The sequence below is a fragment of the Pseudochelatococcus contaminans genome (assembly GCF_014195635.1).
GTDB lineage: Bacteria > Pseudomonadota > Alphaproteobacteria > Rhizobiales > Beijerinckiaceae > Pseudochelatococcus > Pseudochelatococcus contaminans.
On the sequence record NZ_JACICC010000005.1, the window covers coordinates 88,345 to 113,478 of the forward strand.

The following is a 25,134-nucleotide window of genomic DNA, read 5'->3' on the forward strand; positions in this document are numbered from 1 at the left end:
GGAAAATGACATGAACAAAGCCGGTGCCGGACTGTTATGGGCAAGCGTTGCGCTGATCGTCGCCGCCCTTGCAATGCTGCCCATCAGCGTGCAGGCCCACCTCGTGTATTCCTGCGCGGTGATCATCGTCATGAGCGTGCTGAAGGCGTTCAGGGCACAGGGGCCTTGGCGGCTGATTTTCATCGTGCTCGGCGTCAGTATCATCATGCGCTATGTCTACTGGCGCACGACAAGTACGCTTCCCCCCACGGGTGAGTTGCACAACTTCATTCCCGCCATTCTGCTTTATTCGGCAGAGATGTACGTCATCTTTACTGTCGGGCTGAACCTGTTCATCGTGTCGCTTCCCCCACGGCCGCGCGAGTGTCCGGTCATCGCCCGCGACGATCTGCCGACGGTCGATGTCTTCGTGCCAACCTATAATGAGGAACGCGCGCTGCTCGCAGCCACGCTCGCGGCAGCGCGGGGCATGGACTATCCCGCCGACAAGCTGACGATCTGGCTGCTGGATGATGGCAGCACCGATGAAAAGACCAATTCCGACGACGCCCTCACCTCGATAGCGGCCAGACGCCGGCGCGAGGATTTGAGCCGGTTGTGCGAAGATTTCGGCGTGCGTTACCTCACCCGCGCCGAGAACAAGCATGCCAAGGCCGGCAACCTCAACAACGGCCTGGCCCATTCCACCAGCGAACTCATCGCCGTCTTTGACGCAGACCATGCGCCGGCGCGAAATTTCCTGATGGAGACCGTAGGCTTTTTCCCTGGCGACAAGAAACTGTTTCTTGTGCAGACGCCGCACTTCTTCATCAATGCCGACCCGATCGAGAAGAACCTCGATACTTTCAGGAAGATGCCGTCCGAGAACGAGATGTTCAACAGCATCATCCTGCGCTCGCTCGACAAATGGAATGCGGCATACTTCTGCGGGTCGGCGGCTGTGCTGCGGCGTGAGGCCATCAACGACATCGGCGGTTTTTGCCACAGCAGCATCACGGAGGATTGCGAAACCTCGCTTGCCTTGCACGCGCGGGGCTGGTCCAGCGCTTATGTCGGCAAGCCGCTGATCGCAGGGCTTCAGCCTGAAACGTATACCAACTTCATCGGGCAGAGATCGCGCTGGGCGCAAGGCATGATCCAGATCATGCTGTTCAATTTCCCGCTGTTCAAATCCGGCCTGACGCTGGCGCAGCGCTTTTGCTACATGTCGAGCGGCTTCCACTGGATGTTCCCCGTGACGAGAGCCATATTTCTCGTCGCGCCGCTGCTGTTTCTTCTGTTCGATATGAGAGTTTTCGTCGTCTCCGGCGGAGAATTCATCGCCTATGTCTTGAGCTATATGCTCATCAGCCTGCTGATGCAGAACTACCTTTATGGCAGTTGCCGGTGGCCGTGGGTTTCGGAGCTGTATGAATATGTGCAGATGATACACCTGCTTCCGGCGGTGTTTTCGGTGCTGGCCAACCCCCACAAGCCCTCGTTCCGCGTCACGGCCAAGAACGTGACACAGAGCGAGGACAGGATCGCCGATATCGGCAAGCCGTTCTTTATTCTGTTCGCCATTCTGGCCGCCACGCTGGCGGTGTCGATATGGCGCGTGTTCGACTCTCCGCACGTCGCCGGGCTGGTATTGACCGTCGGCGGATGGAACCTGCTGAACCTCATCATCGCCGGCTGCGCGCTGGGCGCGATCTCCGACCGTCGCAACTTGCGCGGCTTCCATCGCATTCCGATCACCCGCAGATGCGAGATCACCACGGCCACCGGCGAGGTGCTGGCCGGCACCGTGGAGGATGTTTCGATCAGCGGCGCCGGGGTGCGGATCGTCAATGCCGACGGACAACCCTTGGCCGGCGGACAGCCCTTGGCCGGCGGACAACCCTTGCGACCAGGTGACGCTCTGTCGATCACGTTCAGGATGTGCAGCGGCGAGGCCGGCACTCCCCTGCCGATGAAAATCCGCAGCGTGAAAGCGGGGCCGGAGGCGGTTTACGTCGGCTGCGCATTTGTCGCCACGCAAGCGGCCCATTACGCGATGATCGCCGACCTTGCCTACGCCAATGCCGATCAATGGGAGCAGTTCCAGAAGGAACGCCAGAGCAATATCGGCCTCATGCAAGGCACGATCTGGTTTCTGAGGATGGCTCTTTATCAAACGCGGCGCGGCCTGTCCTTCCTGCTGGCGCGTTCCCGGCCGGAACGAAATCTCGCGGAGGCCGGGTCATGAAAAGGCTTGTCATCTCCCTGCTGACGCTGGGCATGGCGGTGTTTTCCGCCCTCACTCTGCACGCACAACTGGCTCCTGACGCTGGCGAACGGGCAGCATCACCCGCGCCGTTCAATATCGGCGGAAACGGAGCGCCCCCGGCCACCCGGCAGAAGGATGACACCGCTCCGTCTTCTCCGGACATGCGCGTCGGCAGTGGCGGTGAGGCCCGCTCCCGGACAAGCAGGTATCTTCTGCCAATGGGCAACCTGCGCCTTGACGGCGAGCGCAACACCCGCGCGTGGAACATCTTTTTGACCGGCGACGAGGCGGAAACCGCTACCGGATTGCAACTGGCCTACATCAATGCCGTGTCGGTGATGCCGGAAGCGTCGCGTCTCAAGGTGGAGATCAACGGGCGATCCGTTCTCGACGTCGCCATCGACTCGTCCGACGCGCAGCGCATCGTGAGGGTTCCGGTCCCCGCTGGATTGCTGCGTGCGGGGGCGAACACAATCGACATCACGGCCGAGCAACGTCACCGCGTTGCCTGCACCGTGGAAAGCACATATGAGCTATGGACCGATATCGACGCCGCACGCACCTATCTGACATTCGCAAGCGGCGCCCGTCCCGGACGGCTGCAATCGTTGGACGATATTGCCGCCGTGGGCTTCGATGCCTTCGGCGAGACCACCCTGACCATCGTCGTGCCATCGCCGCGCGATTCCGTGCTGGGCGAAGAGATCTTGTATCTGTCACAGGCTCTGGCGGTGCGGGGGCGCTTCGCTCATCCGGTCGTATCCATCACAGGTAACCTGCCGGGCGGCTCCCGCCCAGGTGAACTGGTGGTGCTTCTGGCGCCGTCCCCACAACAATATGCCGCGACGGGCCCCGACGCGCCCGTTCTGCCGCACGCCACCTTCAGGAGTCTGCGGGACGGGAGCACCGCACTCGTCATCGCCGGCGAGACGCCGGAAGAGATCTACAGGCGGATCGCGCTCATCGTGCCGCAGAACATCCGCGATCCGAGCCCCTCGTCCACCGTCGACACAGCTTCGCTTTACAGCCCCGAGACGACCTTCAGCAAAGGGGCAAGCAAGCTTGCGTTCGGCATGCTTGGGGTCGAGACGCAGGAATTTTCCGGCCGGCGTTTCACCACATCGATAACCGTGGCCCTGCCGATGGATTTCTACACGCAAGCCTATGGGGAGGCGCGGCTGCTTATCGACGCCGGTTTCGCTGTCGATATGCAGCCGGGGAGTTACTTCATCGTGTCGGTCAACGGGCGCACATCCTCCGTGCTGCCGCTCGATATGACAGCGGGCAAAATGGTGACGCAAATGCCGATCCGCATTCCAATGCACCATTTCCGCCCCGGCGTGAATACCATCGAACTCAGCGGCGTGTTCAGAACCGCTCAGGATGCCGACTGCGCACCGGGAACCACACTGCAACGCGATCCGCGTTTTGCGCTGTTCGACAGCAGCAGCCTCGTCATTCCGGATTTCGGCCGCATGGGCACCACGCCCAATCTGGCGGCATTCAGCGCACGCGGCTTTCCTTACTGGCGCAAGGAAAGCACGCTTTACGTCTATCTTGCCGATCAGGAAAGCGCCACGGTCGCCGCCGCGGCAACGCTGTTGGCCAACGTCTCCTTTCATGCGCAGCGCGTCATGCCGGTGGATATCGTGCCGCACATCAATGCCATCCAGCAGCAGAATGCCCTGCTGATCGGCGCGGCGGGAAAGCTGCCGCCGGTGGCACTGGCCCAGACAGGGCTGGCGTTTGATATGCCGTCGCTACAGGAAAGCGCCGATACTCTCCTGCCCGGCAGCGGAACGGTCGACACGGACGCGCCCTTGAGCCGGCCCGGCATCAACCCGGCCAACGCCGAAGATATCCGCGAGCGCTGGCAGAAGCGCACCGGGCCGGAGGGGGATGCGCCCGGAACCTTCGCAGCCTTTCAGCAATGGCTCCGTTCCACTTTCAACCTGACGGTCGACGCCGTTTTCCCGCGGCTGAACACCCCTCCTTACTCACCGCCCAACGGAACGCTGATCGTTCTGGCGCAGGGCCACAGCATGCTGGGCAATTATACGTGGACGGTGATGACAGCAGGCTCAGCCGAGGCTCTGGAAGTCGGCATCAAAGAGCTGACGGAGCCGGTGATGTGGCCGCAAGTGGACGGGAAGATCACCGCGTTCCGCCAGTCGACCTACACAGTCGACGTGGTGATGCCCGCATGGGTGGATTTCATCCCCATGCATCCGCCGGAGTTGTTCAACCTGCGCATGGTGGCGGCCAACTGGCTCTCCTCCAACCTGTCCAGCTACGCGCTTGTCATGCTGCTTGCCTGTGCGCTGCTGGGCCTCGCCAGCTATCTGGTTCTGATCCAGGTGGGGAGGCGATAATGCATCGTCATCGATCTCGTCTGCGCTACGGGCTGAAGCGTTTTCAAGCAAAGCGGATACCGCTTTTCTTGGAGAAAACGCGTAAAACCAACAAGATAGAGCATTTCCGCGTTTCAACGAAATGCCGAAATGCTCTGGTCATGGCTCTCTCTGCCTTTCTGGGTGCCGGTCCGATGTCTGGCGCGTTGATGTCTGGCGCGTTGATGGCCGCCCCGCCCGGCGCCACATCGCAACCTGCGGAATCCACGGTCGTCGCAGGGCTGATCCGCGCCGACGAATGGGCGCAGTATCGCGACCGCTTCATCATTTCGGGCCGGGTCGTCGACAATGCCAACGGCGATATCACCCACAGCGAGAGCCAGGGCTACGGCATGATGCTCGCGGTGATGGCCGATGATTCAGCCACCTTCTCCGCGCTCTGGGGCTTCGTGCGCTCGCAGATGATGGTGCGTGACGACGGGCTGACAGCATGGCGCTGGCACCCCGCCACGCGGCCGCATGTCACAGATATCAACAACGCCACGGACGGCGACATCCTCATTGCCGGCGCGCTCCTTCTCGGAGCAAATGCCTGGGAAAAACCCGAACTGGCAGCGGCGGCACGCACCATCATGAATGCCGTGGCGGGCAATACCGTCATCCGTGCTGGCGGGCAAACCCTGCTGCTTCCCGGGGTCGAGGGGTTTCATCGCGGCGCGCGCCCGGATGCGCCCGTGATCAACCCATCCTATTGGGTTTTCGAGGCACTCGCCCTGTTCGCAAAGCATCGACCGCAACAGCCGGTCTGGCAAAAGTTGACGGAAAGCGGCCTGATGCTGATCGACCATACCAGCTTCGGCCCTGCCGGCGCCCCGTCCGAATGGGTGTCGGTGCGCGATGCCGCACGGCCGAGGCCCGCAGCGGGTTTCAACGCCGAATATGGCTATAATGCATTGCGCATTCCGCTCTACCTGATGCGGGCGGGTATCGACGACAGGCCCCGCCTTGCCCGCTTCAGAAAGCTCTGGAGCAGGAACGGACAACACGCGCCCGCCATCATCGATATTCATAGCGGCCGCTCCAGATACGACCTCGACGACAGCGGCTATGCAATGATCGTCGCAAGCCTCGACTGCGCCCTCGACGGCACGCCCATTCCGGAAACGCTGCGACGCTTCAGCCCGGCGCTCTACTATCCTTCGACGTTGCATCTGCTCGGCCTGTCGCTCGTCCGGCAAAGGTATCCTCAATGTCTCTGAAAGCGCTTCTTCCCTACGCACTGGTGGCGGCGGCCGGCGCATTTCTGCTCCATCAGGCAGGTTGGCTGTATCCCGCGCCGGAGACGAGCGCGCCCGTGGCCGAAACAACCCCTGGGCCGGCCAGATCGCGCGCTGCCACCGACCGGCGCGTCGATGAAAGCGCCATTTATTATTATGCCGCGCAGGGAGACCGGGAGCGAATGCTGGCCGAGATCGCGCGGCTGAAGGCGCTTTACCCCGGATGGGTGCCCCCGGAAGATCCGGAGGCTGGCCCCCACCGTCAGGATACCGATACCCAGCAATTGTGGACGCTGTTCTCGGAAGGCCGCTTCCCCGAAACCCGGGATGCCATCGCAAGACGCCGCCAGAGCGATCCCGCCTGGTCGCCGCCCGCCGATCTCGTCGCCAAGCTGTCCGACGGCGAAATGCGGGTTCGCCTGATCAACGCGGCGGAGGCCCGGCAATGGGAAACAGTGCTGAAAGCGGCCAGAGAAAAGCCGGACATTTTGGTATGCGACAACATGGAGGTGCTCTGGCGCGTCGCAGAAGCCTTCATCGAAACCGGCAATACAGAACGCGGACGCGATGTCTATAAATATATCATCGACAATTGCCGCAACAGCAACGAGCTTTCCGCCACGGTCGCGAAGGCCATGGCGCTGCTACCCTTGCAGGACGCCGCGCAGTTGCTGGCCAACTATGACGGCGATGGCGCGGCAGACGCGCACGATACGCTGGTGCGGCGTCGCATCGGCGAAGCGGCGCGAACTGACACACCCGAAGGCGCGCAAACAGTCGTGACCGACGCGGATGTCACCCGCATGGAGCAACTCGCCACAGCCGATGCCGCGACACCGGACGACGCCATGCTGCTGGCCTACTACCTTCGCAAGGACGGCAAGACAGAGCGTGCGGCGCAATTGTTCAAATCCGCTCTGGATCGGGGCGCCGGCGCCAAGGCGGCGGAAGGTTATGTACTGAGCCTCAACTCGCTGGGACGCCACGCCGAGGCAGAGCCGATCGCGTTCGAATGGCACGACAAGAGCGAGGATAATCTCAAAGCGTATCTCGACACCATGACGGCCTTGCTGACACAAGACCCGCCGCCCCGCCTGCAGGAAGCGACCATCGCCCGTTTCGTGCCTCTGGTTTTGCAGGAACGGTCAGTGGAGGCCGCGCAGGCTTTGGGCTGGTATGCCTATAACTCGGGCCAGACAACCGCCGCGGAACGCTGGTTTATCCAGGCCCTGCGTTGGGACAGGGATAGCGAGCCTGCCGCATATGGCCTCGCCATCGTGCGCCAGCACCTGCGGGACCGCGACGGGATGATGGCCGTCATGAATGCGTGGTCCGGCCGGTCGCAGCGCATCGCTGAAATCGAAACCCCTTCCGCTCGTCGGCGCACGGCATCGGCAAGCCCACAGACTGTGCGAACAACCAGCCGCGATGATCGGGAGCTGTTCGGGGGTGCAGCCCCCGCAACTGCCCGCGACAATGCGAGACGCCCCTCCAGCAGTAGCGTCGGTGGCAGTATGGGCACGCGGTCTTGCGCGTCGTCACAATCGTTGCAAGGACTGTCGCGTCTGTCCGGCGACGCGGCGCTGGCGCTCGGCTGGTGTTTGTTGACGCTCGACCGACCGCTGGATGCCGTAAAGGCATTCGAGGTCGCTATGAACAACGCCGCCGGCGCACAAAAGCGAAGTGACGCCGCTTACGGCAAAACTCTCGCCTATCTGCGGTCCGGGCTGACAAGCGAAGCTGCCATCGCCGCCTCCGAAGCACGTCTTGGCCCACAGAAGAAGAAGGAACTGACGGCGATGTTGCTCGCGCAGCAGGCCATCGCCGCCTTCAACGGCGGGCGCTATGCGGAAACGGTCTATTCGCTCGACGCGCGGCTGCGGTACGCGCCCGAGCAAACCGACCTCATGGTGCTGCGCGGATGGAGCTACTTTCACCTTGGGCAATATTCGCAGGCGGAAAAGGTGTTCAGCGCGCTGAAACGCGCCGGCACGTCGGCCGACGGAGCCAAGGGCCTGAATGCCGTCGCAGAACGCCTCAATCGTTACAGGTATTAAGCTGTATCATGGAATGGCAAAGCATTTATAAGCCAAGCAAGCGCTTTGCCACGCGGGCAACATCATCAGGGCCACCAGCCGTCTCAAGCCTGTGCCATGTTACATCGCCATAATCGTAATCTGCCTGTCTGCGCACAACGCGGGCATCAGCATCCGATGCATCACCAACACGCGCGGTAACACGCGATTCAAGCGTCTCCAGCGGCGCTTCCAGCCACACCCCCGCGAAAGGTACTCCGGCCTCGCGGGCAACGGCTTCCAGCGCCTCGCGTTCGTCCGCACGCGCATGCACTGAATCGACGATGACGCTCTGCCCTGCCTGCAAGGCCAATCCGGCCAACGCTCGCAACTTTGCATAAACGCGCGCACTCATTTCCGGTGTGTAGGACTCGGGGGGAAGACGCTGCGTTTCGGCGACACCGGCGATATTCTTGCGAATGATGTCGGAAGGCAGGTGCACAGCTCCAACGCCCCCAGGAATGCTCGCTGCAAGTGTCCGCGACAACGTGCTCTTTCCGGTGCCGGACAGTCCTCCAATCGCAATCAATCGTGGCGGTGGCGGGGCAATGAACTCTTCCGCCAGCTCCACGTAGCTGCGCACTTCGTCTCGCGCCCGCGGCAAGTGTTCCGCCGTGAAATGTTTCAGGCCGCTTGCCGTCACCATGGCACGCACGCCTGCACGCAGACTGAGGAACAAAGGCATCGCAGCAAGGCCGTCGATATCCTCGTCGCAATTCCGTGCCCAGAGATAACGGTTGAACACTCCATTCGCGACGGCCCGCAAATCCCGCGCCCATAAATCCATCAGCAGAAAGGCGAGATCGTAAAGCAAATCAATGCTGGCGATGCTTTCGTCGAACTCGATAGCGTCGAACAGAACCGGCTTGCTATCGATCAGCACGATATTGCGCAAGTGCATATCGCCATGACATCGCCGCACGAACCTCTGTTGCGCCCGCGCGATCAGGAGATCACGTTGGCGGGCATGCGCCGAAAGGCTGGCCTCTTTCAAGGCCAGAACCCGATCAATCGAGACGATATCAGGACAGGCACCTACGCCTTCAGCGTTGCGCCTGATATAACGTGCAAGCTCACCCACACTGGCCACAGGATCTTCAACGAGCGGCGCGGCGGCGTGCGCGCGCACCACCATTTCAGCCAGCCGGCGCGTGATATCGGCGGGAAGAGCGCCGCGCTCGGCCAACCTGTCGAGAGTGGCGTCCTCATCAAAGCGCCGCATATGGACGGCCCACTCGACGACTTCATCCGGCGCGACGTCAGCAGCACCCTGCCCATCCTTGCCAAGCGCAAGCCGCCCCTTCATCGATTGCCGCTCGTCGGCCGCACCGCCGAAAGCCCGCCGGATGATTGGTACAACGCCCAGATACAGATCCGGCGCATTCACACGGTTGACGGCGATTTCCGCTTCACAAATCCTGTGCCGCTTGTCCAACGTGGACATGTCCATAAACGAATAGAGCACGGCGCGCTTGACCTTATAAACATGGCGGCCATGCAGAAAAACCGCCGCGCCATGCGTGTCGATTCGCTTCACCGGCGCATCATCCTCATGAAGCCCTTCCTGCGCGAGAAATGCGAACACCTCTTCCTGATCGCCTGTCTCATTCATTGCTTGAGCCTCCACGGAAATCGCACGCACCTCAAATAACACAACAGCATGACACCCGCGTCTAGCAATCCGATCACCCTGACGACGTGGAAAACGCGGCAGGCACCCTTTACAATGTTCATTGCATGTTCTAGTTATAAGCGCAATATGTTCTTGGGCGTTTCCATCTGAGCGGCCATCACCGTATGAGATGAAAACGTTTCATATCAAAATCTTATCGCTTTCCAACCTTCTATCGAAGGTTAAAAGCTGCGCCAGGTGCCGCCCGCCATGCAGATGTCTTCCGGATCCGGGTCATCCCGCCGTCCACCCGCCCATCCGGATGCGCTTGCCGGCCAAATGCGGAGTGCAGGCGAGGATATGGATGAAGCGCCGCCCCCCGATACGCCATTGGGTATAGATCCGCGCCGCCGGCGGGGACGTGGTGCGGTCTCCAATTCCACCGGGCGATTTGAGCCAACGCAGCACGAAGCGATGGATGACGGCTGGGGCGAGCCGGATGAACTGCCGCCCCTGCGCACGGAAGTACTGATCGACAAAGCGCGCAGCGTCATCGCCCGCAACTCCTCGCCGGATATTCCTTTCGATCGTTCCATCAATCCTTATCGCGGCTGCGAGCATGGCTGCGTTTATTGCTTTGCCCGGCCGACGCATGCCTATCTTGGCCTTTCGCCGGGGCTGGACTTCGAAACGCGTCTCTTCGCCAAGCCAGATGCGGCTGTATTGCTTGAAAAGGAATTGATGCGCCCCGGCTACACACCGCGCACCATCGCCATCGGCACCAATACAGACCCGTATCAGCCTATCGAGCGGCAGTACCGTATCATGCGGCAGATTCTGGAAGTGCTGTCCCGCATGGGGCATCCGGTCAGCATTGTAACGAAATCGGCACTCGTGGCGCGTGATATCGATATTCTGGCGCCGATGGCCGAGCGCGGACTGGCCTGTGTCGCGTTGTCAGTAACAACTCTCGATCCGCACCTCTGCCGAACCATGGAGCCGCGTGCCGCCGCGCCTCACAAACGGCTGGAGACGATCCGCAAACTGAGCCAGTCCGGCATTCCGGTGTCGCTATTGGTCGCTCCCATTGTGCCAGCCATCAATGACAGCGAAATCGAGGCCATTCTTGAAGCTGGGTATGAGGCCGGGGCGCGTGAAGCGGGATACGTCATCCTGCGTCTGCCGCTCGAAGTGCGCGATCTCGTGGTGGAGTGGCTGATGGAGCATTATCCGGGCAAGGCACGCCACGTATTATCACTGCTGCGCGAAATGCGCGGTGGCAAGGATTATGACGCGCGCTGGCACGAACGGATGACCGGCAACGGTCCCTATGCGGAGATGATCGCCCGCCGCTTTTCACTGGCGCTGAAACGGATAGGCTATCTCAAGAGGCACCCACGGCTGCGGACAGACCAGTTTCAAGGTGCGCCGAAGCTGGCTGAACAATTGAGTTTGTTCTGATGTCAACAGTAATATATCGCCAACCTGACAGCGCCGTAGCAGGAAATGACCGTGGCAGGACATTCTCATTCCAGCCACGGTTTCGCGATCAGACCTTGCCGCGCTCGATGAGGAATGCTTCGTGAGCGCGCTTCAATTCGCCGGAAAGACCAGCCTCGATCAGTGCCCGGGTTTCAGCCACACCGTAAAGCGCGACGAAGGAACCGAAGCGAGGGCCGCGCTCCTCGCCGAACAGAATGCGATAGAGCGTCGCGAACCACGTCTGCGACACGCCGGGACGACCGTCGGGGCTTTTCGTCTTGCCGCTGGTATCGGGAAAATGCGTTCGGCCGATTTCATAAACGACGTTCTGCAACTCCTCGGCGTCGGTCGAACCCTCATGCGCCGCCAGTTCGGCTGCCAGATTGGCCAACGCTGCTCGTTCGGCTTCGGTGGGCTCGGCATAGGTCTTGGCCGGCTTGACGAAATCGCGGAAGTAATTGATCGCGTAGCCGACCAGCTTGTCCAGTTGCGGGTGCGTCTGCGGCGAAGCGCCCGGCGCATAACGACGGATGAAGCCCCACAACACGGCCTTGTCCTCGGAATTGGCGACGGCGGCAAGGTTCAGAAGCATCGCAAAACTGAGCTGCGCGCCGCCCTGCCCGGCAGAAGCGGCAATCGTCTCGGGCGCTGGCGGGTTGCCTGCGTGCAGATGCCAAACCGGGTTGCCAAGCCTGTGCTTCCACTCCTGCCGGCCATAGTTGCCGAGAAAGGCAAGATAGTCGTCGACGTGCCGCGGAATGACGTCAAAATAAAGCCTCTTCGCCTCACGCGGCTTGTTATACATGAAGAGAGCCAGACTTTCCGGCGTGCCGTAAGTCAGCCACTCATCGATGCTGAGTCCGTTGCCCTTCGACTTCGAGATCTTCGTTCCGCTCTCATCGAGGAACAATTCGTAGTTAAACCCTTCCGGCGGCTCGAAACCGAGGGCACGCGTGATCTGGCCGGACAGCTTGACCGAATCGATGAGATCCTTACCGGCCATTTCGTAATCGATGCCCAGCGCCATCCAGCGCATGGCCCAGTCCGGCTTCCATTGCAGCTTGACATGCCCGCCGGTGACGGGAGTCTCGAAACGCTTGCCCGTTTCCGGATCGCGCCACACGATAACCCCTTCATCAGGCCGCACCTCATCCACGGATACCTGCATCACAACGCCGGTATCGGGATGGATGGGCAGGAACGGCGAATAGCTCTGCGCCCGCTCGGACCGCAGGCTTGGCAGCATGACTTCCATCACCCTGTCGTAATTGCGCAGGATGAGCAGCAGCGTCTCGTCGAAAGCGCCGCTGCGATAGAATTGCGTGGCGGATCGGAATTCATAATCGAACCCGAATGCATCGAGAAACGTCTGCAGTCGCGCGTTGTTATGCGCGCCGAAGCTGTCGTGCGTGCCGAACGGATCGGGCACCTGCGTCAACGGCCTGCCGAGATATTGCCCGACCAGTTCCTTGTTCGGGATGTTGTCCGGCACCTTGCGCAGACCGTCGAGATCGTCGGAAAATGCAATCAAGCGCGTGCGGATATGATCCTGCGTCAACACGCGGAACGCATGGCGCACCATGGAGGTGCGCGCCACTTCGCCGAACGTGCCGATGTGCGGCAGGCCCGATGGGCCATATCCGGTTTCGAACAGCACTTCGGTATCGCCAACCGGGGCGCCATCGGCGTCAACACGCTTCTGCCGCTGCAACCGCGCCACGAGTTTTCGCGCTTCCTCGAATGGCCAGGCAGCCGAGGTGCTGGCAGCCTCGACGAGCGCGGGATCGAGATCGAGCGGAGCGGTCATGACATATCTCTTTCGGCAGGAAGCACCCGTCGATTCCGGCGGGCGTATGGTCGGATGGCATCATCAAAGCTGGCAGGATGCAGAAACACGAGCGGAGGGCGTTGTTTCCGGATTGCGGAGTATTCTTCAACCCGCTCACGTTTCTATATTTTCCTGCAACTTGCGGACACTTTGCAAACAGGTCTAACACGAATTGCTATAGAAACTGTGCGCCGCCGCGTCAACGCACATGCAACATCAACCGTCATCGAATCCGGCCGGGGGGTGCCCGTCGCGGAATTATCGGAGTAGGTTTCTCCGGTGTCAGGAAAACGAATCGTAGCAGGAAGCCATTCCAATGAGCAGCCTCTTCCAGTCTTTTGACGAGCCCGCTTACGCGTCGTCATCCGCATCGGCAGGCCGCATTGCGGCCTTGCGGCAAGCCCTTTCCCAGCAGGGGCTTGCCGGTTTCATCGTGCCGCGCGCGGATGAACATCAGGGCGAGTACGTGCCCCCCGGCGCTGAACGGCTGGCGTGGCTGACGGGCTTCACCGGCTCTGCCGGGACGGCGATCGTATTGGCAGACGAAGCGGCAATTATCGTCGATGGGCGTTACACCATTCAGGTGCGGGAACAAATCGACGCGGCAGCTTTTGCTCCGGTTACTCTGTCCGACACCACGCCCGACAAATGGCTTGCGCGGCATCTGCCGCATGGGGCTTCTTTCGGCTACGATCCATGGCTGCATACGGATGCACAGGTCAAACGCCTGCAGAAAGCCGTTGCGGAGGCTGGTGGAAAGCTCGTTGCCATCGCCAGTAATCCTGTTGATGCCATATGGGAGGATCGCCCCGCGCCTTCCCGCAACCCTGTCCGCCTGCACCCGCTGTCGGTCGCAGGGGAAACGGTAGCGGATAAACTGGCGCGATTGCAGAACGAACTTGAGAAGGCTCAGGTCGATGGGCTGATCGTCAGCGATCCTCACAATATCGCGTGGCTGTTCAATATCCGGGGCAGCGATGTGCTCCATACGCCTATCGCGCTGGGATATGCGCTTCTACCGGCTAAGGGCCGCCCGACGCTGTTTTTCGCTCCCGACAGGTTCGACGCAAGCGCGCTTGGGGGCGTTGCGCAAATTGCGGATATTGGCGGGGAAGATCATGCGTTGTTCGCGGATGCGATAGCCGCGCTCGCCAGCAAAAGCGACAAGCCCGTCAAGCTACGGATCGATCAGGACACGGGTGCCTCTGCATTACAGAAAGTAGTCACGTCTGCCGGAGCGGCATTCGACATCGGACCAGACCCGATCACGCGCCTCAAGGCCGTCAAGAACAGCCGCGAAATTGAAGGCGCGCGTGCAGCCCACCGCCGCGACGGTGCAGCGGTCACGCGCTTCCTCGCCTGGGTTACACGTGAGGCGGCGGGTGATGGGCTCACCGAAACCTCGGTCGTTGAGGCGCTTGAAGAGTTTCGTCGGGAAACCAACCTGCTGGTGGATATATCGTTTCCCACAATCGCAGGCGCAAATGAAAATGCCGCACTGCCGCATTATCGTGTCACCCGCGCCAGCAGCAGGCCTGTGTCTCGCGGTATCTTGCTGGTCGACTCCGGTGCCCAGTATACCGACGGCACCACGGATATCACGCGCACCGTCGCCATCGGCAAGCCAACGGCTGAAATGCGAGATCGTTTCACGCGGGTTCTGAAAGGCCATATCGCCATTGCCACCGCCGTCTTCCCGGCTGGCACGACGGGAGCGCAGCTTGATCCGTTCGCGCGCCGGGCGCTGTGGGAAGCCGGCCTCGACTTCGACCATGGCACCGGCCACGGTGTCGGCTCGTTTCTCTCCGTGCACGAAGGGCCACAGCGCATTTCGCGGCTCGGCCATGTCGCACTTGAACCGGGCATGATCCTGTCAAACGAACCGGGATATTATCGTGAGGGCCATTTCGGCATCCGCATCGAGAATTTGGTTGTCGTTGAAGAGAGGCAGATCGAAGGTGCCGAGCGCCCGACGCTGGGCTTCGAGACGCTGACGCTTGCCCCCATCGACCGAACGCTGATAGACCGCGCTCTGTTAAACAGGCAGGAGATCGAATGGCTCAATGCCTATCACGCCCGCGTGCACAGCGTGATCGCCCCACTTGTCGATGAGGATACCCGCAACTGGCTGGGCAAGGTCACCGCTCCCATAGATCGTGCATCCTGATAAACAGAAACATAAATTAAGAATATCTCAGAGAAGGATACGCATGTTTCCGAAGAAATTGAGTGAAGGATACTTATCGTTCATCAACGGGCGCTTCAGCAATGAGCGGTCCCGCTATGAAACGCTGGCGAGCAGCGGCCAGAAGCCGGAAATCATGGTGATAAGCTGCGTCGACTCCCGCGTTTCGCCGGAAGTCATTTTCGATGCTTCTCCCGGTGAGCTGCTGGTCGTGCGCAACGTCGCCAATCTCGTTCCCGGTTATGAGAGCGGCAGCGATTCCCAGCATGGCACCAGTGCGGCTCTGGAGTTTGGCGTGCTGGCGCTCAAGGTTCGGCACATTATCGTATTGGGACACGAATCCTGCGGCGGCATCCGTGCTTTTGCGGACGAAAGCAAGCCCCTCAGCGCAAGTGATTTCATCGGCAACTGGATGTCGCAGATTGCTCCGGCGGCTGAATCGATCGAGAAGTCGGAAGGGCTGGATCTGACGGCTTTTCTGCGTCGACTTGAACTGGCCTCTGTCGAACTCAGCCTCAAGAACCTGATGACTTTCCCCTTCGTCGCCGCGGCCGTGGCGCGGGGCGACACCGCACTGCACGGTGCCTATTTTGGCATTCGAAACGGACAATTGCTGATTCATAATCCGGACACAGGAGCCTTCGAGCCTCCTTCAGGCATGCCGGAAAGGGTTTCTCCCTTTTATTGCTCTCCCTGAGCGCGATCAGCGTTTGATTGGATAGACAGGCGTCAACAGGAAAATCCAAAAAACGATTTTTATCAATTACATATCATCGAATGTGAAGAAGTAAATCTAGCGCAAAACAACCGGCTTTATCCACCATGCAGGACGATGGTGATGCATCATGCGTGCGGCACGAGATGCATCTTCACGGCTGTCGAAGAGGCCAAATACCGTTGCGCCGGAGCCGGACATGCGCGCCAGTCGGCAGCAGGCTGCGGCCCGAAGCAACGATAGTACCTCTGCGATGATGGGAGCATGCCGCAATGCCGGGTCTTCCAGATCATTGCCTGTATCGGCCAGCAGACTGGCCAATTCCCCGCGCGAAAGCCCAGCTCTTACTGGCGTGTGAGCGACGCCGGAGATGGTTTCGCCCTTCGGCAAAGCCAGAGTCTTGAAAATATCGGCGGTCGAAACCGCGACACGCGGGTTTATGAGCACGGCAAACAGGGGGGGCAGATCGAGCGCGGGGCCAATCCGCTCCCCGGCACCAGACATCCGCCGGGCACGAGGATGCAGGCAGACCGGCACATCGGAACCTGTGGCACGGGCAGCGTCCTGCAGGACAGGATTGTCTGGCGCAATGCCATTGACGCGAGCCAAGAGCCTCAAAGCCGCGGCGGCATCAGAGGAACCACCTCCTATCCCCGCCGCAACGGGCAGCAGCTTCGTAAGTTGGAACGCTCCGGTCTTCAGCCCATGATGCCGGGCCTGCAAAGCGCGCGTGGCACGCAGGACCAGGTTATCCTCACCATCCCCCGCCTGCGGCGCGGTGGGACCGTCGACAACGAGCGACAACCCTGCGCCCGGGATTAAACGAAGCCAATCTCCGGTGCCCGTAAATGCAACAAGGCTGTCCAACTCATGATAGCCATCAGCCCGCCGGCCAATGACGCGCAACGTCAAATTGACTTTTGCCGGAGCGCGTTCCGTGAGCACGGTCATCATTGGATGCGTATTGGGATGAAAGCTGCGTTGCCGTCAATCCGCCGGCGCCGGAGACTTTTCCGGTTTGGGCGGGTTTTCAGGTTTTGGAGCGTCGGCTGGGGTTTTATCCCCTGACGGCTTTACCTCGTCGGCAGGTTTGGGCTCGCTGGCAGATGCAGGTACCTTGTCCGAAGAACCCGGCTCTTTCGGCGGCGTGTTTACATTCGCCGGCTTGCCTTGATCGCGCTCGCCATTGTCCGTCTTTTCGGACTTGCGCGACTTGTCGCCAGCGGCATTTTCGACCTTGATGATCTTGTCGGTTTTCTTGCCGCCAAGGCTGCCTTCCTTGTCATCCTCGTCGGGAAGGCCATTCTTGATTTTCTCAAGGATCTTGGGCAGATCTTCCGGCTCCGGATTAAGGTCGCGGGCGTGGTTCCACTGGAATACGGCCTCGATGCGCCGACCGACGCGCCAGTAAGCATCGCCAAGATGGTCGTTGATGACGGACTCTGACGGTTGCAACTCTATTGCACGCTCAAGCTCCTTGACGGCGTCGTCATAGCGCCCGATGCGGTAGTAAGCCCACGCAAGGCTATCTACGATGTGCCCGTCGCGCGGGCGCAACTCTGCCGCGCGCTTGAGCATGCCGAGCGCCTCTTCCAGATTCTCGTTTCGGTCTACCCACGAATAACCGAGGTAGTTCAGAATGTGAGCGCGGTTGCTACCGATGGAATCGCCGGCAAGTTCCAGCGACTTCTTGAGGTCGGCCTCGGCCTTCGGCCATTGCTTGGAGCGCTCGTAGGCAGTTCCGCGAGAAAAGAAGAGTTCCCAGTGGCTTGTATCGGGTTTTTCAATCAGATCAATAGCGCGGGTGTAGGTTTGCGCAGCATCTGGAAACAGCTTGCGTGCGCGCTGCACGCCACCGAGCGCGGAGAGCAGATCGATGTTATCAGGCTCGCGTTTCAACACATCTTCGAGAAAGGCGATGGCATCGTCGTAACGCTCGCGTGCGCTCAACGCCCCGGCGATTTGCACATCAGCAACGACGCGCATCGGCGAATCCAGTGGCACCTTGTTGAAAGCCGACACCGCGGATTCCTGCTGGCCAATGCGGGACAGGATGTCGCCGCGCGTCATGGAGGCGAACGCGTGGTCAGGGTCCAGCGCCAAGGCCAGATTGAGATAGATCAGTGCGGCAATCTCATCACCCTGCCCGTTTCCGGCTGCGCCGAGGCCGTACAACACCTCCGCCGCGCCCTGCTGAGGCGACGACACCAGCGGCGTCAACTTGCGGCCCGCATTCAGTTGCGCCAGCGCATCCCGCACCTGCGGATGGCGGGGCAGCAACTCCTCGAACCGCTGATAAACAGCTTTTGCCTCATCCTGCTTGCCGCGCCGCGAGAGAATGCGACCGAAGGCATCGACAACCCGCAGAGTGGTGTTTTCGGCTTGATGGGCGGCGCGCAACCGCTCTTCCCCCTGACGGACGCTGCCGAGGTATGACGCGATCAGCCCCGCGTGGAAATCGCGAAATACGTTGTAAACGTTGTCGCCGCTGAGGCGGTCGACGGTGCCGATGGCTTCGGGAAAATTCTTCGACCCCGCCCAGCTCCACGCATTGAGAAGCGTGGCGGTGATATCGGCGGAATTGCCACGCCCGCCCCGATCGAAAAAGCGACGGGCGGTTCCGTATTGCTTCTTCTTCAGCGCATCGACGCCGAGAACGAGCTGGGCCAGTCCGTTATTGCGATCGGCGCGGGCGATATCGCGCGCCACATCGACGGCTTCCTGAAACGATCCATTGGCCAGAAAGGCCACGAAAGCGCGCTCGCGCAGTTCCGCATTGCGCGGATCGGAGCGCAGCGCCTCGCGGAAATAAACCGCAGCCGCCTCTGGATTGCGAGACGAGCCGGCGATGTTCGCGGCAAGGAAATTGCCATCCAGCGTCTCGGCCGGGACATATTCCGGTATGATTTCTTCGATAATGGAGGTTCGTGCGGCGGCATGAGGCACGCTCAGACCTGTCAAAGCGGACGCAAGCAAAGCAAGACGCGCAACGCGCGCAATAGTCATCCCAGACACCGGCAACTTCCCCGATAACGAATCCGGCGAAGCGCCGATCCGAACACCGTTGACCAGAATGGCTCTTTCCGCGCTTGCGAGCAAGCCACTACCGGCGCAACACACGAAAAAGTGGCCTCGGCGCGCAGATTGTGGTGAGCGCGCCGTTAAGAACCGTCGAGTGATTTGTCATCACTCAGGATGCAGCGGCCACGGCGGAGATTTCAGGGGCGCGGATTTCCGGCTTGGCGGAAAGCGCCGCAGGCCGTGGGCCGCCGTTGGCCCAGTCCAGCAATTCTATCGTATGCAGCACGGGCGTTGCTGCGCCTGAAAGGGCCATTCCCTGCCTGATCTGGGTGATGCAGCCGATGTTGCCGGTGACGACGATGTCCGGGCGGGTTCTGGCGATATTCTCCACCTTGCGGTCGCGAAGGCGGGCGGAAATCTCCGGCTGAAGCATGTTATAGGTGCCCGCCGAGCCGCAACAGATATGGCCCTCCGGAACATCCTTAACCTTGAACCCTGCCGCCTTCAGCAGCAGCTTCGGTTCCTCGCGTATCTGCTGGCCGTGCTGCATGGAACAGGCGGAATGATAAGCCACCGTCGCCTTGTTAGCGGCTGAAAAATCTAGGTTGAGTGACCCCAGATATTCCGTGATGTCCCGCGCAAGTGCCGATACACGCGCGGCTTTTTCGGCCCATGCCGCATCGTCGCGGAACATGAAGCCGTAATCCTTGATCGTGGTGCCGCAACCGGACGCGGTGATGATGATCGCGTCCAGCCCCTCGCCGTCGATCTCGCGCGTCCAGGTGTCGATCGTCGCGCGGGCCAGCACATGCGACTGATCTTCCCGGCCCATGTGATGCACCAGGGCACCGCAGCAGCCTTCGCCCGCCAGCACCACCTCGATGCCGTTGCGTGTCAGCAGCCGGATGGTGGCGGCGTTGATGCCGGGATCGAGCACCGGCTGGGCACAGCCGCCGAGTAGCGCCACGCGCCCTCGCCGCTGCCCATGCGCCGGAATGACCCGCCGGCCCGCCGCTTCCGCCGGCGGCAGATGCGTGGGAGTAAGCGCCAGCATCGCGCCAAGCCGCTTTCCAACGCCCGGAACGCGTGCAATCACCCGTGAAAACGGGCGCGCCAACGCCGCCGCCCTGACGGCGAAACGGAAGCGCTCACGATACGGCAATACATGCGCGATCAGCGTTCGCGCCAGCCGGTCAGCCCATGGCCGCCGCCAAGTGGCCTCGATATGAGCGCGGGCATGATCGACCAGATGCATATAATTGACGCCCGAAGGGCACGTCGTCATGCATGACAGACAGGACAGGCAGCGATCCACATGCTTGACCACCGCCTCGGTGGCCGGCTTGCCGCTTTCCAGCATGTCCTTGATCATATAGATGCGCCCGCGCGGCGAATCCGCCTCGTCGCCCAGCAGCAGGTAGGTGGGGCAAGTCGCCGTGCAGAAACCGCAGTGAACGCAGGTGCGCAGGATATTATCCGATTCCTGCATGCGGGGAGTGTCGAGTTGTTCGGGCCGGAAATTCGTCTGCATGTCAAACTCCCGCAGCCATGCGGCCGGGTTCGAGAATGGCGTCGGGATCGAAAGCGCGCTTGAGGTCGACCGAGATTCGCGCCAGCGGCCCGGAAGACGGCTGGAAGACCGGCACGCTTTCACGCACGGACATCGGGGCGCGGATCAGCGTTGCATACCCGCCGTGCGCGGCGACCGCCTGCCTGACGATGGCCTCGCCGGCATTGCCCTTGGACGACGTCGATACCCACACGAGACCGCCGCTCCAGTCATAAAAATGGCGGATATCCAGTTGCGACGCGATAGCGTGAACCACATCCGGCCCACGCGTCGGCGCGGTGGAAATGCGCCAGATGGCGCGATCTTGCGGCCGCGCGATTGGAACGCAATCACGGACACCCACCCACATCGCGCGGCTGTCGTCGGCATCCAGTAGCGAATGGCCGTTATGGTTTGCCGGGTTTTCCGCCAAGTGCTCGATCAGGTAATCGGTGAGCGCGCGGATGCGGTGGGCGACGGAAAAGGCCGATCCTTCCAGCCGTATCAACGTCAGCGCATCGGCAGTGCCCTCGCCGGGAACATGGGCCGCGCCGGACACGCCATAGGGCGACCCCATTGCATGACACATTGCCGCCACCGCGCGGCGATCATCCAGACCCGCGAGCACCAATGTCGTCTCGGCTTCGGCAACAGGCGCAACCTTGAACGTGACTTCGGTGATGAAACCAAGCGTGCCCCACGAGCCAGCGACCAGCTTCACCAGATCAAGCCCGGTCACGTTCTTCATCACCCGCCCGCCGGTCTTGACCACCTCGCCGCGCCCGTTGACGAAACGGACGCCGATCAGGCTGTCGCGGCAAGCTCCGGCCTGGATGCGGCGCGGTCCGGACCAGTTGGCAGCGACAATACCGCCCACCGTCTGCTCGCCGTCGTTGCCGAAAAGCGCCGCCGGGTTTGGCGGCTCAAACGTCAAGCGCTGGCCGCTGGCGGCCAGATGCGCCTCCAGCTCGGAAAGCGGCGTACCGGCATGAGCAGCGATCACCATTTCCGACGGCTCATACAACGAAATGCCGCTCAACCCGGCTGAACTCAGCCGCGCACCGGCCGTGGCCGGATGCCCGATGCCCGCTTTGGATGCCCGTCCCGTTATCGTCAGACGCACACCCGCATCGCGCGCCGTGCTTATGATGTCAGCCGCCTCGGCTTCCGACGCGGGTATGCCAACTGTTTCGTTGTCCACCTTGCGTTCCCGTCCCTTATGCCGGCCGCTTTGCCCTTCATGCCCCAAGCAACGGATGGAAGATCACGGGCCGGCTGTTCAATTATCGTTACGCATCAAAACAATGAGATAGTGCTTTGAAGTTTATCCATTTTCTATCGGATAGCTCTCCAGCTCCTACGGCTGAAACCGACCTTCCAATGGAAACACCTTGGCGGGGTTGAGCAGCCAGCGCGGATCGAAAACGGCGCGCGCCCGCATCTGTTGTTCGAGGTCCACCGGGTTGTACTGGTAGGACATGAGATCGCGCTTTTCGATGCCCACGCCGTGCTCGCCCGTGAGGCAACCGCCGACGTCGACGCATAGTTTGAGAACTTCCGCCCCCGCCACTTCGGCCCGTTCGAGATCGCCCGGTTTGGCTGCCTCGTAGAGAATCAGCGGGTGCAGGTTGCCGTCGCCCGCGTGGAAAATGTTGGCCACACCCACGCCGTTCTCTGCGCAGATTTCGGCGATGCGCCGCAGCACCAGCGAAAGCTGGCCAGTGGGAATGGTGCCGTCCATGCACAGGTAATCGGCGATGCGCCCCATCGCGCCGAAGGCGGATTTCCGGCCTTTCCAGATAGCCGCGCTCTCGGCAGGCGATTGCGACACACGCAATGCCAGCGGGTTGAACTGACGCGCGATGGCCTCGATCTTCGTCAGTTCGTCTGCGATTTCAGCCTCGGAGCCTTCAACCTCGACGATCAGCAGCGCTTCGGCTTCCACGGGATAACCGGCCTTGGCGAAATCCTCACAGATACGAATCGCCGGGCCGTCCATAAATTCCAGGGCCACCGGCACAATGCCGGCTGAGATGATGGCGGTGACGCATGCGCCCGCAATCTCGCTGGACGCGAAACCGATCAGCAACGGCCGCGCGCCCTCCGCCTTCGGCAAAATGCGCACAGTTGCTTCGGTCACGATGCCGAGCTGCCCCTCCGAGCCGGTGAATAGGCCCAGCAGATCGTAACCGGGCGAATCGAGATAATCGCCGCCGATGTCGACGATGCTGCCGTCCATCAACACCACCCGCAGCCCCATGAGGTTGTTTGTGGTCACGCCATATTTAAGACAGTGCGCGCCGCCCGAGTTCATGGCGATGTTGCCCGCGATGGTGCAGGCAAGCTGGCTCGATGGATCGGGGGCGTAGAAAAAACCATCCGCCGAAACGGCGTCGCTGATCGCCAGATTGGTGATGCCGGCTTCAACGCGCGCGGTGCGGTTTGGATAATCCACCTCCAGCACACGACGCATGCGCGACAGGCCGATGATGACTGCATCCTCCTGCGGGATCGCCCCGCCGGCAAGCGACGTGCCAGCGCCGCGCGGCACCACTTTGACGCCCTCACGGTTGCAGTAGGCCAGCACGGCTGACACCTCCTCCGTCGAGGCAGGCAGCACGACCGCCAGCGGCACCTGCCGGTAGGCGGCAAGGGCATCCGTCTCGAAGGCGCGCCGTTCTTCCTCACTGGTGATCAGGCCACCAGCGGGCATCAGCCGGGCAAGATCAGCCCAGATGGCCTCGCGGCGTGCAAGGATAGCGGGATCGGGAGCGGGAAAGGCGATTGTCGACATGGTCCTGCCGTCTTGTCTGTGTTTCAGGCTTTTTGCGCCGATGCGCCGAAGTCTGTAACGATTCAAACAATGAACAGCGCCCGCCCGTGCAAGTCAATGCACGGGCGGGCGATGGACCTTTAACGAAAACGGAATGATTACGGCGCGGGCGCAACCGGCTCGGCGGCGGGCAGAGCATCGCCGGTGGGCGCAGGCGCGGCGGGTGCGCCGCCTGGCGCTGCCTCGGCGGCAACGAGCGCCACCTTGAGGTAACCTGCCGAGCGCAGCAGGTTCATTACTTCCATCAGCTCGCCGTAAGGCACTTCCTTATCGGCGCGCAGGAAAATGCGTTCTTCGCGGTTGGAGCCGGTAAAGCGATCAAGCTCAACCTGCAGGATATCGCGAACGACAGTCTGCTCGCCCACTGAAAGCGTGAGGTCGCCCTGCACGGTGAGATAGAGCGGCTTGTCCGGCCGCTGCTGCGGCTGGGCATTGGAGGCAGGCAGGTCCACCTGCACATCGACCGTTGAAAGGGGCGCGGCGACCATGAAGATGATTAGCAGCACCAGCATCACGTCGATAAAGGGGGTGACGTTGATCTCGCCGTTTTCGGTCAGATCGTCGCCGTCATCGAGACGTCCCGCCATAAGCTTTACTCCGCTGCCGAACGCAGGTTCGACACACGCGGATTGCCCGGCTGATGGCCGGTCGCGGCACGGTCGAGATCGCGCGACAGGTGACGCTGGACTTCAGCCGAGGCATCGCCAAGCAGCGCCCGGTAGCCGGAGATGGAACGCGCGAACATGTTGTAGATCACCACCGCGGGAATAGCGGCTACGAGGCCGATGGCGGTGGCCAACAGTGCTTCGGCGATACCAGGCGCAACGACGGCAAGGTTCGTGGTGTTCGACTTGGCGATGCCGATGAACGAGTTCATGATGCCCCACACCGTGCCGAACAGACCGACGAACGGCGCGACGGAGCCGATGCTGGCGAGAACGCCCGTGCCAACCCCCATGCGCCGGCCGGCGCGCGCTTCAATGCGCGACAACAGGATTTCCGCGCGCTCCTTGATGCCTTCCGCCGGCAGATCGGCAGAGCGCTTCGCCTCGTCGATGGCGCCGCGCACCAGTTGCGGCACCGTGCCACCCGCCCGGTTGATGCGGAAAGTGGCTTCGGATTCGCCTAAGGTCTGCGCCTGGCGCAGCACCTCGATCCCCTTGCGCACACGCCGCCGCGCGAAGAACAGTTCCAACGATTTGGCAACCCAGATCGTCCAGGTCGCCAGCGACGCCAGCACGAGGCCGATCATGACCGCCTTGACGACGATATCAGCCTGCTGGTACATGCCCCACGGGGACAGGTCGTGCAGCCCCTGCTCGCCTTCCGGCGGGGTCAGCGGCGGCAAGTCTGGCAGGATTTCGGTTTCGGATTCCGTGATGACAACGCTCTCTCCTGCCGGACCGCCCAGCGGCGCGGATGGCAACACCGTCTGTGGCTGGGGCTGGGGCTGAGGCTGCCCCGCATCACTCCCGAAGGGTGCGGCGGCTGCCGGCGATGCAGGCTGCTGCACCGATCCGGCCGGCTCCTGCGACGCGGGAGCGGCGGGCGCTGCGCCCGGTGCGGGGGCCTGAGACGGAGCCGAAGGCTGAATCTGGGGAGCCTGAACCTGTGGGGCAGGTGTCTGCGCGGCAGGGTTCTGCGTCGCGGGGGCCTGAACCGATGCGGGCTGCGTCGTCGTGGTCGGCGCGGGCTGAGTCTGAACCGGCTGTGCGGGCGTGACTTCAGGAGCCGCCACCTGCGCCATGACAATCGACGTACAGACCGGCGACAGGCACATCCCTATCGCAGCCGCAAGGGCGGTGCGGCGCAGAGAAGGAGCCGCGCGCGACACGCGCAGGCAGGAAGCCGGTTTTGTAGCCATCGGTTCGGTTCTCACTCTCATTTCTTACAGCACAGACGCACTGGATATCCATGTCCACTGGATACACACGACGACATACAGATGCCCGGCACCC

General features: G+C 61.6%; 16 protein-coding genes. 7 read left to right on the plus strand and 9 right to left on the minus strand.

Features of this window, described 5'->3' with window-relative positions:
• The first annotated feature begins 10 nt into the window (after window positions 1–10).
• The 4 genes from bcsA to FHS81_RS11035 all read left to right on the plus strand — a co-directional run bounded on the left by bcsA (window position 11) and on the right by FHS81_RS11035 (window position 7,933).
• Window positions 11–2,227 (plus strand): UDP-forming cellulose synthase catalytic subunit, encoded by a 2,217-nt coding sequence (gene bcsA, locus FHS81_RS11020; protein ID WP_183752945.1) that lies wholly within the window; start codon window positions 11–13, stop codon window positions 2,225–2,227.
• Window positions 2,224–4,620: a cellulose biosynthesis cyclic di-GMP-binding regulatory protein BcsB gene (locus tag FHS81_RS11025; protein WP_183752947.1), complete on the plus strand. Its 2,397-nt coding sequence runs from the start codon at window positions 2,224–2,226 to the stop codon at window positions 4,618–4,620. The genes bcsA and FHS81_RS11025 overlap by 4 nt, the downstream gene beginning before the upstream one ends.
• 140 nt (window positions 4,621–4,760) lie before the next feature.
• Window positions 4,761–5,858 (plus strand): family 8 glycosyl hydrolase, encoded by a 1,098-nt coding sequence (locus FHS81_RS11030; RefSeq protein ID WP_183752949.1) that lies wholly within the window; start codon window positions 4,761–4,763, stop codon window positions 5,856–5,858.
• Window positions 5,849–7,933, plus strand: a complete 2,085-nt coding sequence (locus FHS81_RS11035) for a CDC27 family protein (RefSeq protein ID WP_183752951.1) — start codon at window positions 5,849–5,851, stop codon at window positions 7,931–7,933. Before FHS81_RS11030 ends, FHS81_RS11035 begins: the two co-directional genes overlap by 10 nt.
• Window positions 7,934–7,958: 25 nt before the next feature.
• Here the strand turns inward: FHS81_RS11035 and FHS81_RS11040 are convergent, their stop codons facing one another.
• Complete coding sequence (locus FHS81_RS11040; RefSeq protein ID WP_183752953.1) at window positions 7,959–9,563, minus strand: bifunctional aminoglycoside phosphotransferase/ATP-binding protein; 1,605 nt, start codon at window positions 9,561–9,563, stop codon at window positions 7,959–7,961.
• A 276-nt stretch (window positions 9,564–9,839) separates the two neighbouring features.
• On the opposite strand from FHS81_RS11040, the gene FHS81_RS11045 reads away from it, so the two are divergent.
• The gene (locus tag FHS81_RS11045; protein ID WP_183752955.1) at window positions 9,840–11,024 is read left to right on the plus strand and encodes a PA0069 family radical SAM protein; all 1,185 of its coding nucleotides are present in this window, start codon (window positions 9,840–9,842) and stop codon (window positions 11,022–11,024) included.
• 88 nt (window positions 11,025–11,112) lie between these two features.
• Here FHS81_RS11045 and FHS81_RS11050 read toward each other — a convergent pair whose 3' ends face one another.
• A complete protein-coding gene (locus FHS81_RS11050) occupies window positions 11,113–12,852 on the minus strand; it encodes a lysine--tRNA ligase (protein WP_183752957.1) in 1,740 nt (579 codons plus the stop codon).
• 337 nt (window positions 12,853–13,189) lie between these two features.
• Between FHS81_RS11050 and FHS81_RS11055 the strand changes: the two genes are divergently transcribed.
• Both FHS81_RS11055 and FHS81_RS11060 read left to right on the plus strand, forming a co-directional pair.
• The gene (locus FHS81_RS11055) at window positions 13,190–15,040 is read left to right on the plus strand and encodes an aminopeptidase P family protein (RefSeq protein ID WP_183752959.1); all 1,851 of its coding nucleotides are present in this window, start codon (window positions 13,190–13,192) and stop codon (window positions 15,038–15,040) included.
• Window positions 15,030–15,755 (plus strand): carbonic anhydrase, encoded by a 726-nt coding sequence (locus FHS81_RS11060; protein WP_343052476.1) that lies wholly within the window; start codon window positions 15,030–15,032, stop codon window positions 15,753–15,755. Before FHS81_RS11055 ends, FHS81_RS11060 begins: the two co-directional genes overlap by 11 nt.
• 96 nt (window positions 15,756–15,851) lie before the next feature.
• On the opposite strand, the gene FHS81_RS11065 is transcribed toward FHS81_RS11060, so the two are convergent.
• From FHS81_RS11065 to exbB, 7 genes are all read right to left on the minus strand, one after another.
• The gene (locus FHS81_RS11065) at window positions 15,852–16,724 is read right to left on the minus strand and encodes a 4-(cytidine 5'-diphospho)-2-C-methyl-D-erythritol kinase (protein ID WP_183753262.1); all 873 of its coding nucleotides are present in this window, start codon (window positions 16,722–16,724) and stop codon (window positions 15,852–15,854) included.
• 36 nt (window positions 16,725–16,760) lie between these two features.
• Window positions 16,761–18,779 (minus strand): tetratricopeptide repeat protein, encoded by a 2,019-nt coding sequence (locus FHS81_RS11070; protein ID WP_183752961.1) that lies wholly within the window; start codon window positions 18,777–18,779, stop codon window positions 16,761–16,763.
• 184 nt (window positions 18,780–18,963) lie between these two features.
• Complete coding sequence (gene glcF / locus FHS81_RS11075; RefSeq protein WP_183752963.1) at window positions 18,964–20,325, minus strand: glycolate oxidase subunit GlcF; 1,362 nt, start codon at window positions 20,323–20,325, stop codon at window positions 18,964–18,966.
• 1 nt (window position 20,326) lies between these two features.
• Window positions 20,327–21,544 carry an FAD-binding protein gene (locus FHS81_RS11080; protein WP_183752965.1) on the minus strand — a complete coding sequence of 406 codons (1,218 nt, stop codon included), beginning with the start codon at window positions 21,542–21,544 and terminating at the stop codon, window positions 20,327–20,329.
• Between the two features lie 156 nt (window positions 21,545–21,700).
• Complete coding sequence (locus FHS81_RS11085) at window positions 21,701–23,137, minus strand: FAD-linked oxidase C-terminal domain-containing protein (RefSeq protein WP_183752967.1); 1,437 nt, start codon at window positions 23,135–23,137, stop codon at window positions 21,701–21,703.
• 137 nt (window positions 23,138–23,274) lie between these two features.
• Window positions 23,275–23,763: a TonB system transport protein ExbD gene (exbD, locus tag FHS81_RS11090; RefSeq protein WP_183752969.1), complete on the minus strand. Its 489-nt coding sequence runs from the start codon at window positions 23,761–23,763 to the stop codon at window positions 23,275–23,277.
• Window positions 23,764–23,768: 5 nt separating this feature from the next.
• Complete coding sequence (exbB, locus tag FHS81_RS19190) at window positions 23,769–25,040, minus strand: tonB-system energizer ExbB (protein ID WP_281374468.1); 1,272 nt, start codon at window positions 25,038–25,040, stop codon at window positions 23,769–23,771.
• Window positions 25,041–25,134 lie beyond the last annotated feature (94 nt).

Excerpts from the sequence above, each read along its gene's own strand:
- bcsA (WP_183752945.1), top strand. The coding sequence starts at position 11 with ATGAACAAAGCCGGTGCCGGACTGTTATGGGCAAGCGTTGCGCTGATC.
- FHS81_RS11035 (WP_183752951.1), top strand. The coding sequence starts at position 5,849 with ATGTCTCTGAAAGCGCTTCTTCCCTACGCACTGGTGGCGGCGGCCGGC.
- FHS81_RS11070 (WP_183752961.1), bottom strand. The coding sequence starts at position 18,779 with ATGACTATTGCGCGCGTTGCGCGTCTTGCTTTGCTTGCGTCCGCTTTG.
- FHS81_RS11085 (WP_183752967.1), bottom strand. The coding sequence starts at position 23,137 with ATGTCGACAATCGCCTTTCCCGCTCCCGATCCCGCTATCCTTGCACGC.
- FHS81_RS11045 (WP_183752955.1), top strand. The coding sequence starts at position 9,840 with ATGTCTTCCGGATCCGGGTCATCCCGCCGTCCACCCGCCCATCCGGAT.
- exbD (WP_183752969.1), bottom strand. The coding sequence starts at position 23,763 with ATGGCGGGACGTCTCGATGACGGCGACGATCTGACCGAAAACGGCGAG.
- FHS81_RS11065 (WP_183753262.1), bottom strand. The coding sequence starts at position 16,724 with ATGACCGTGCTCACGGAACGCGCTCCGGCAAAAGTCAATTTGACGTTG.
- FHS81_RS11030 (WP_183752949.1), top strand. The coding sequence starts at position 4,761 with ATGGCTCTCTCTGCCTTTCTGGGTGCCGGTCCGATGTCTGGCGCGTTG.
- FHS81_RS11025 (WP_183752947.1), top strand. The coding sequence starts at position 2,224 with ATGAAAAGGCTTGTCATCTCCCTGCTGACGCTGGGCATGGCGGTGTTT.
- exbB (WP_281374468.1), bottom strand. The coding sequence starts at position 25,040 with ATGGCTACAAAACCGGCTTCCTGCCTGCGCGTGTCGCGCGCGGCTCCT.
- FHS81_RS11055 (WP_183752959.1), top strand. The coding sequence starts at position 13,190 with ATGAGCAGCCTCTTCCAGTCTTTTGACGAGCCCGCTTACGCGTCGTCA.
- FHS81_RS11040 (WP_183752953.1), bottom strand. The coding sequence starts at position 9,563 with ATGAATGAGACAGGCGATCAGGAAGAGGTGTTCGCATTTCTCGCGCAG.
- glcF (WP_183752963.1), bottom strand. The coding sequence starts at position 20,325 with ATGCAGACGAATTTCCGGCCCGAACAACTCGACACTCCCCGCATGCAG.
- FHS81_RS11050 (WP_183752957.1), bottom strand. The coding sequence starts at position 12,852 with ATGACCGCTCCGCTCGATCTCGATCCCGCGCTCGTCGAGGCTGCCAGC.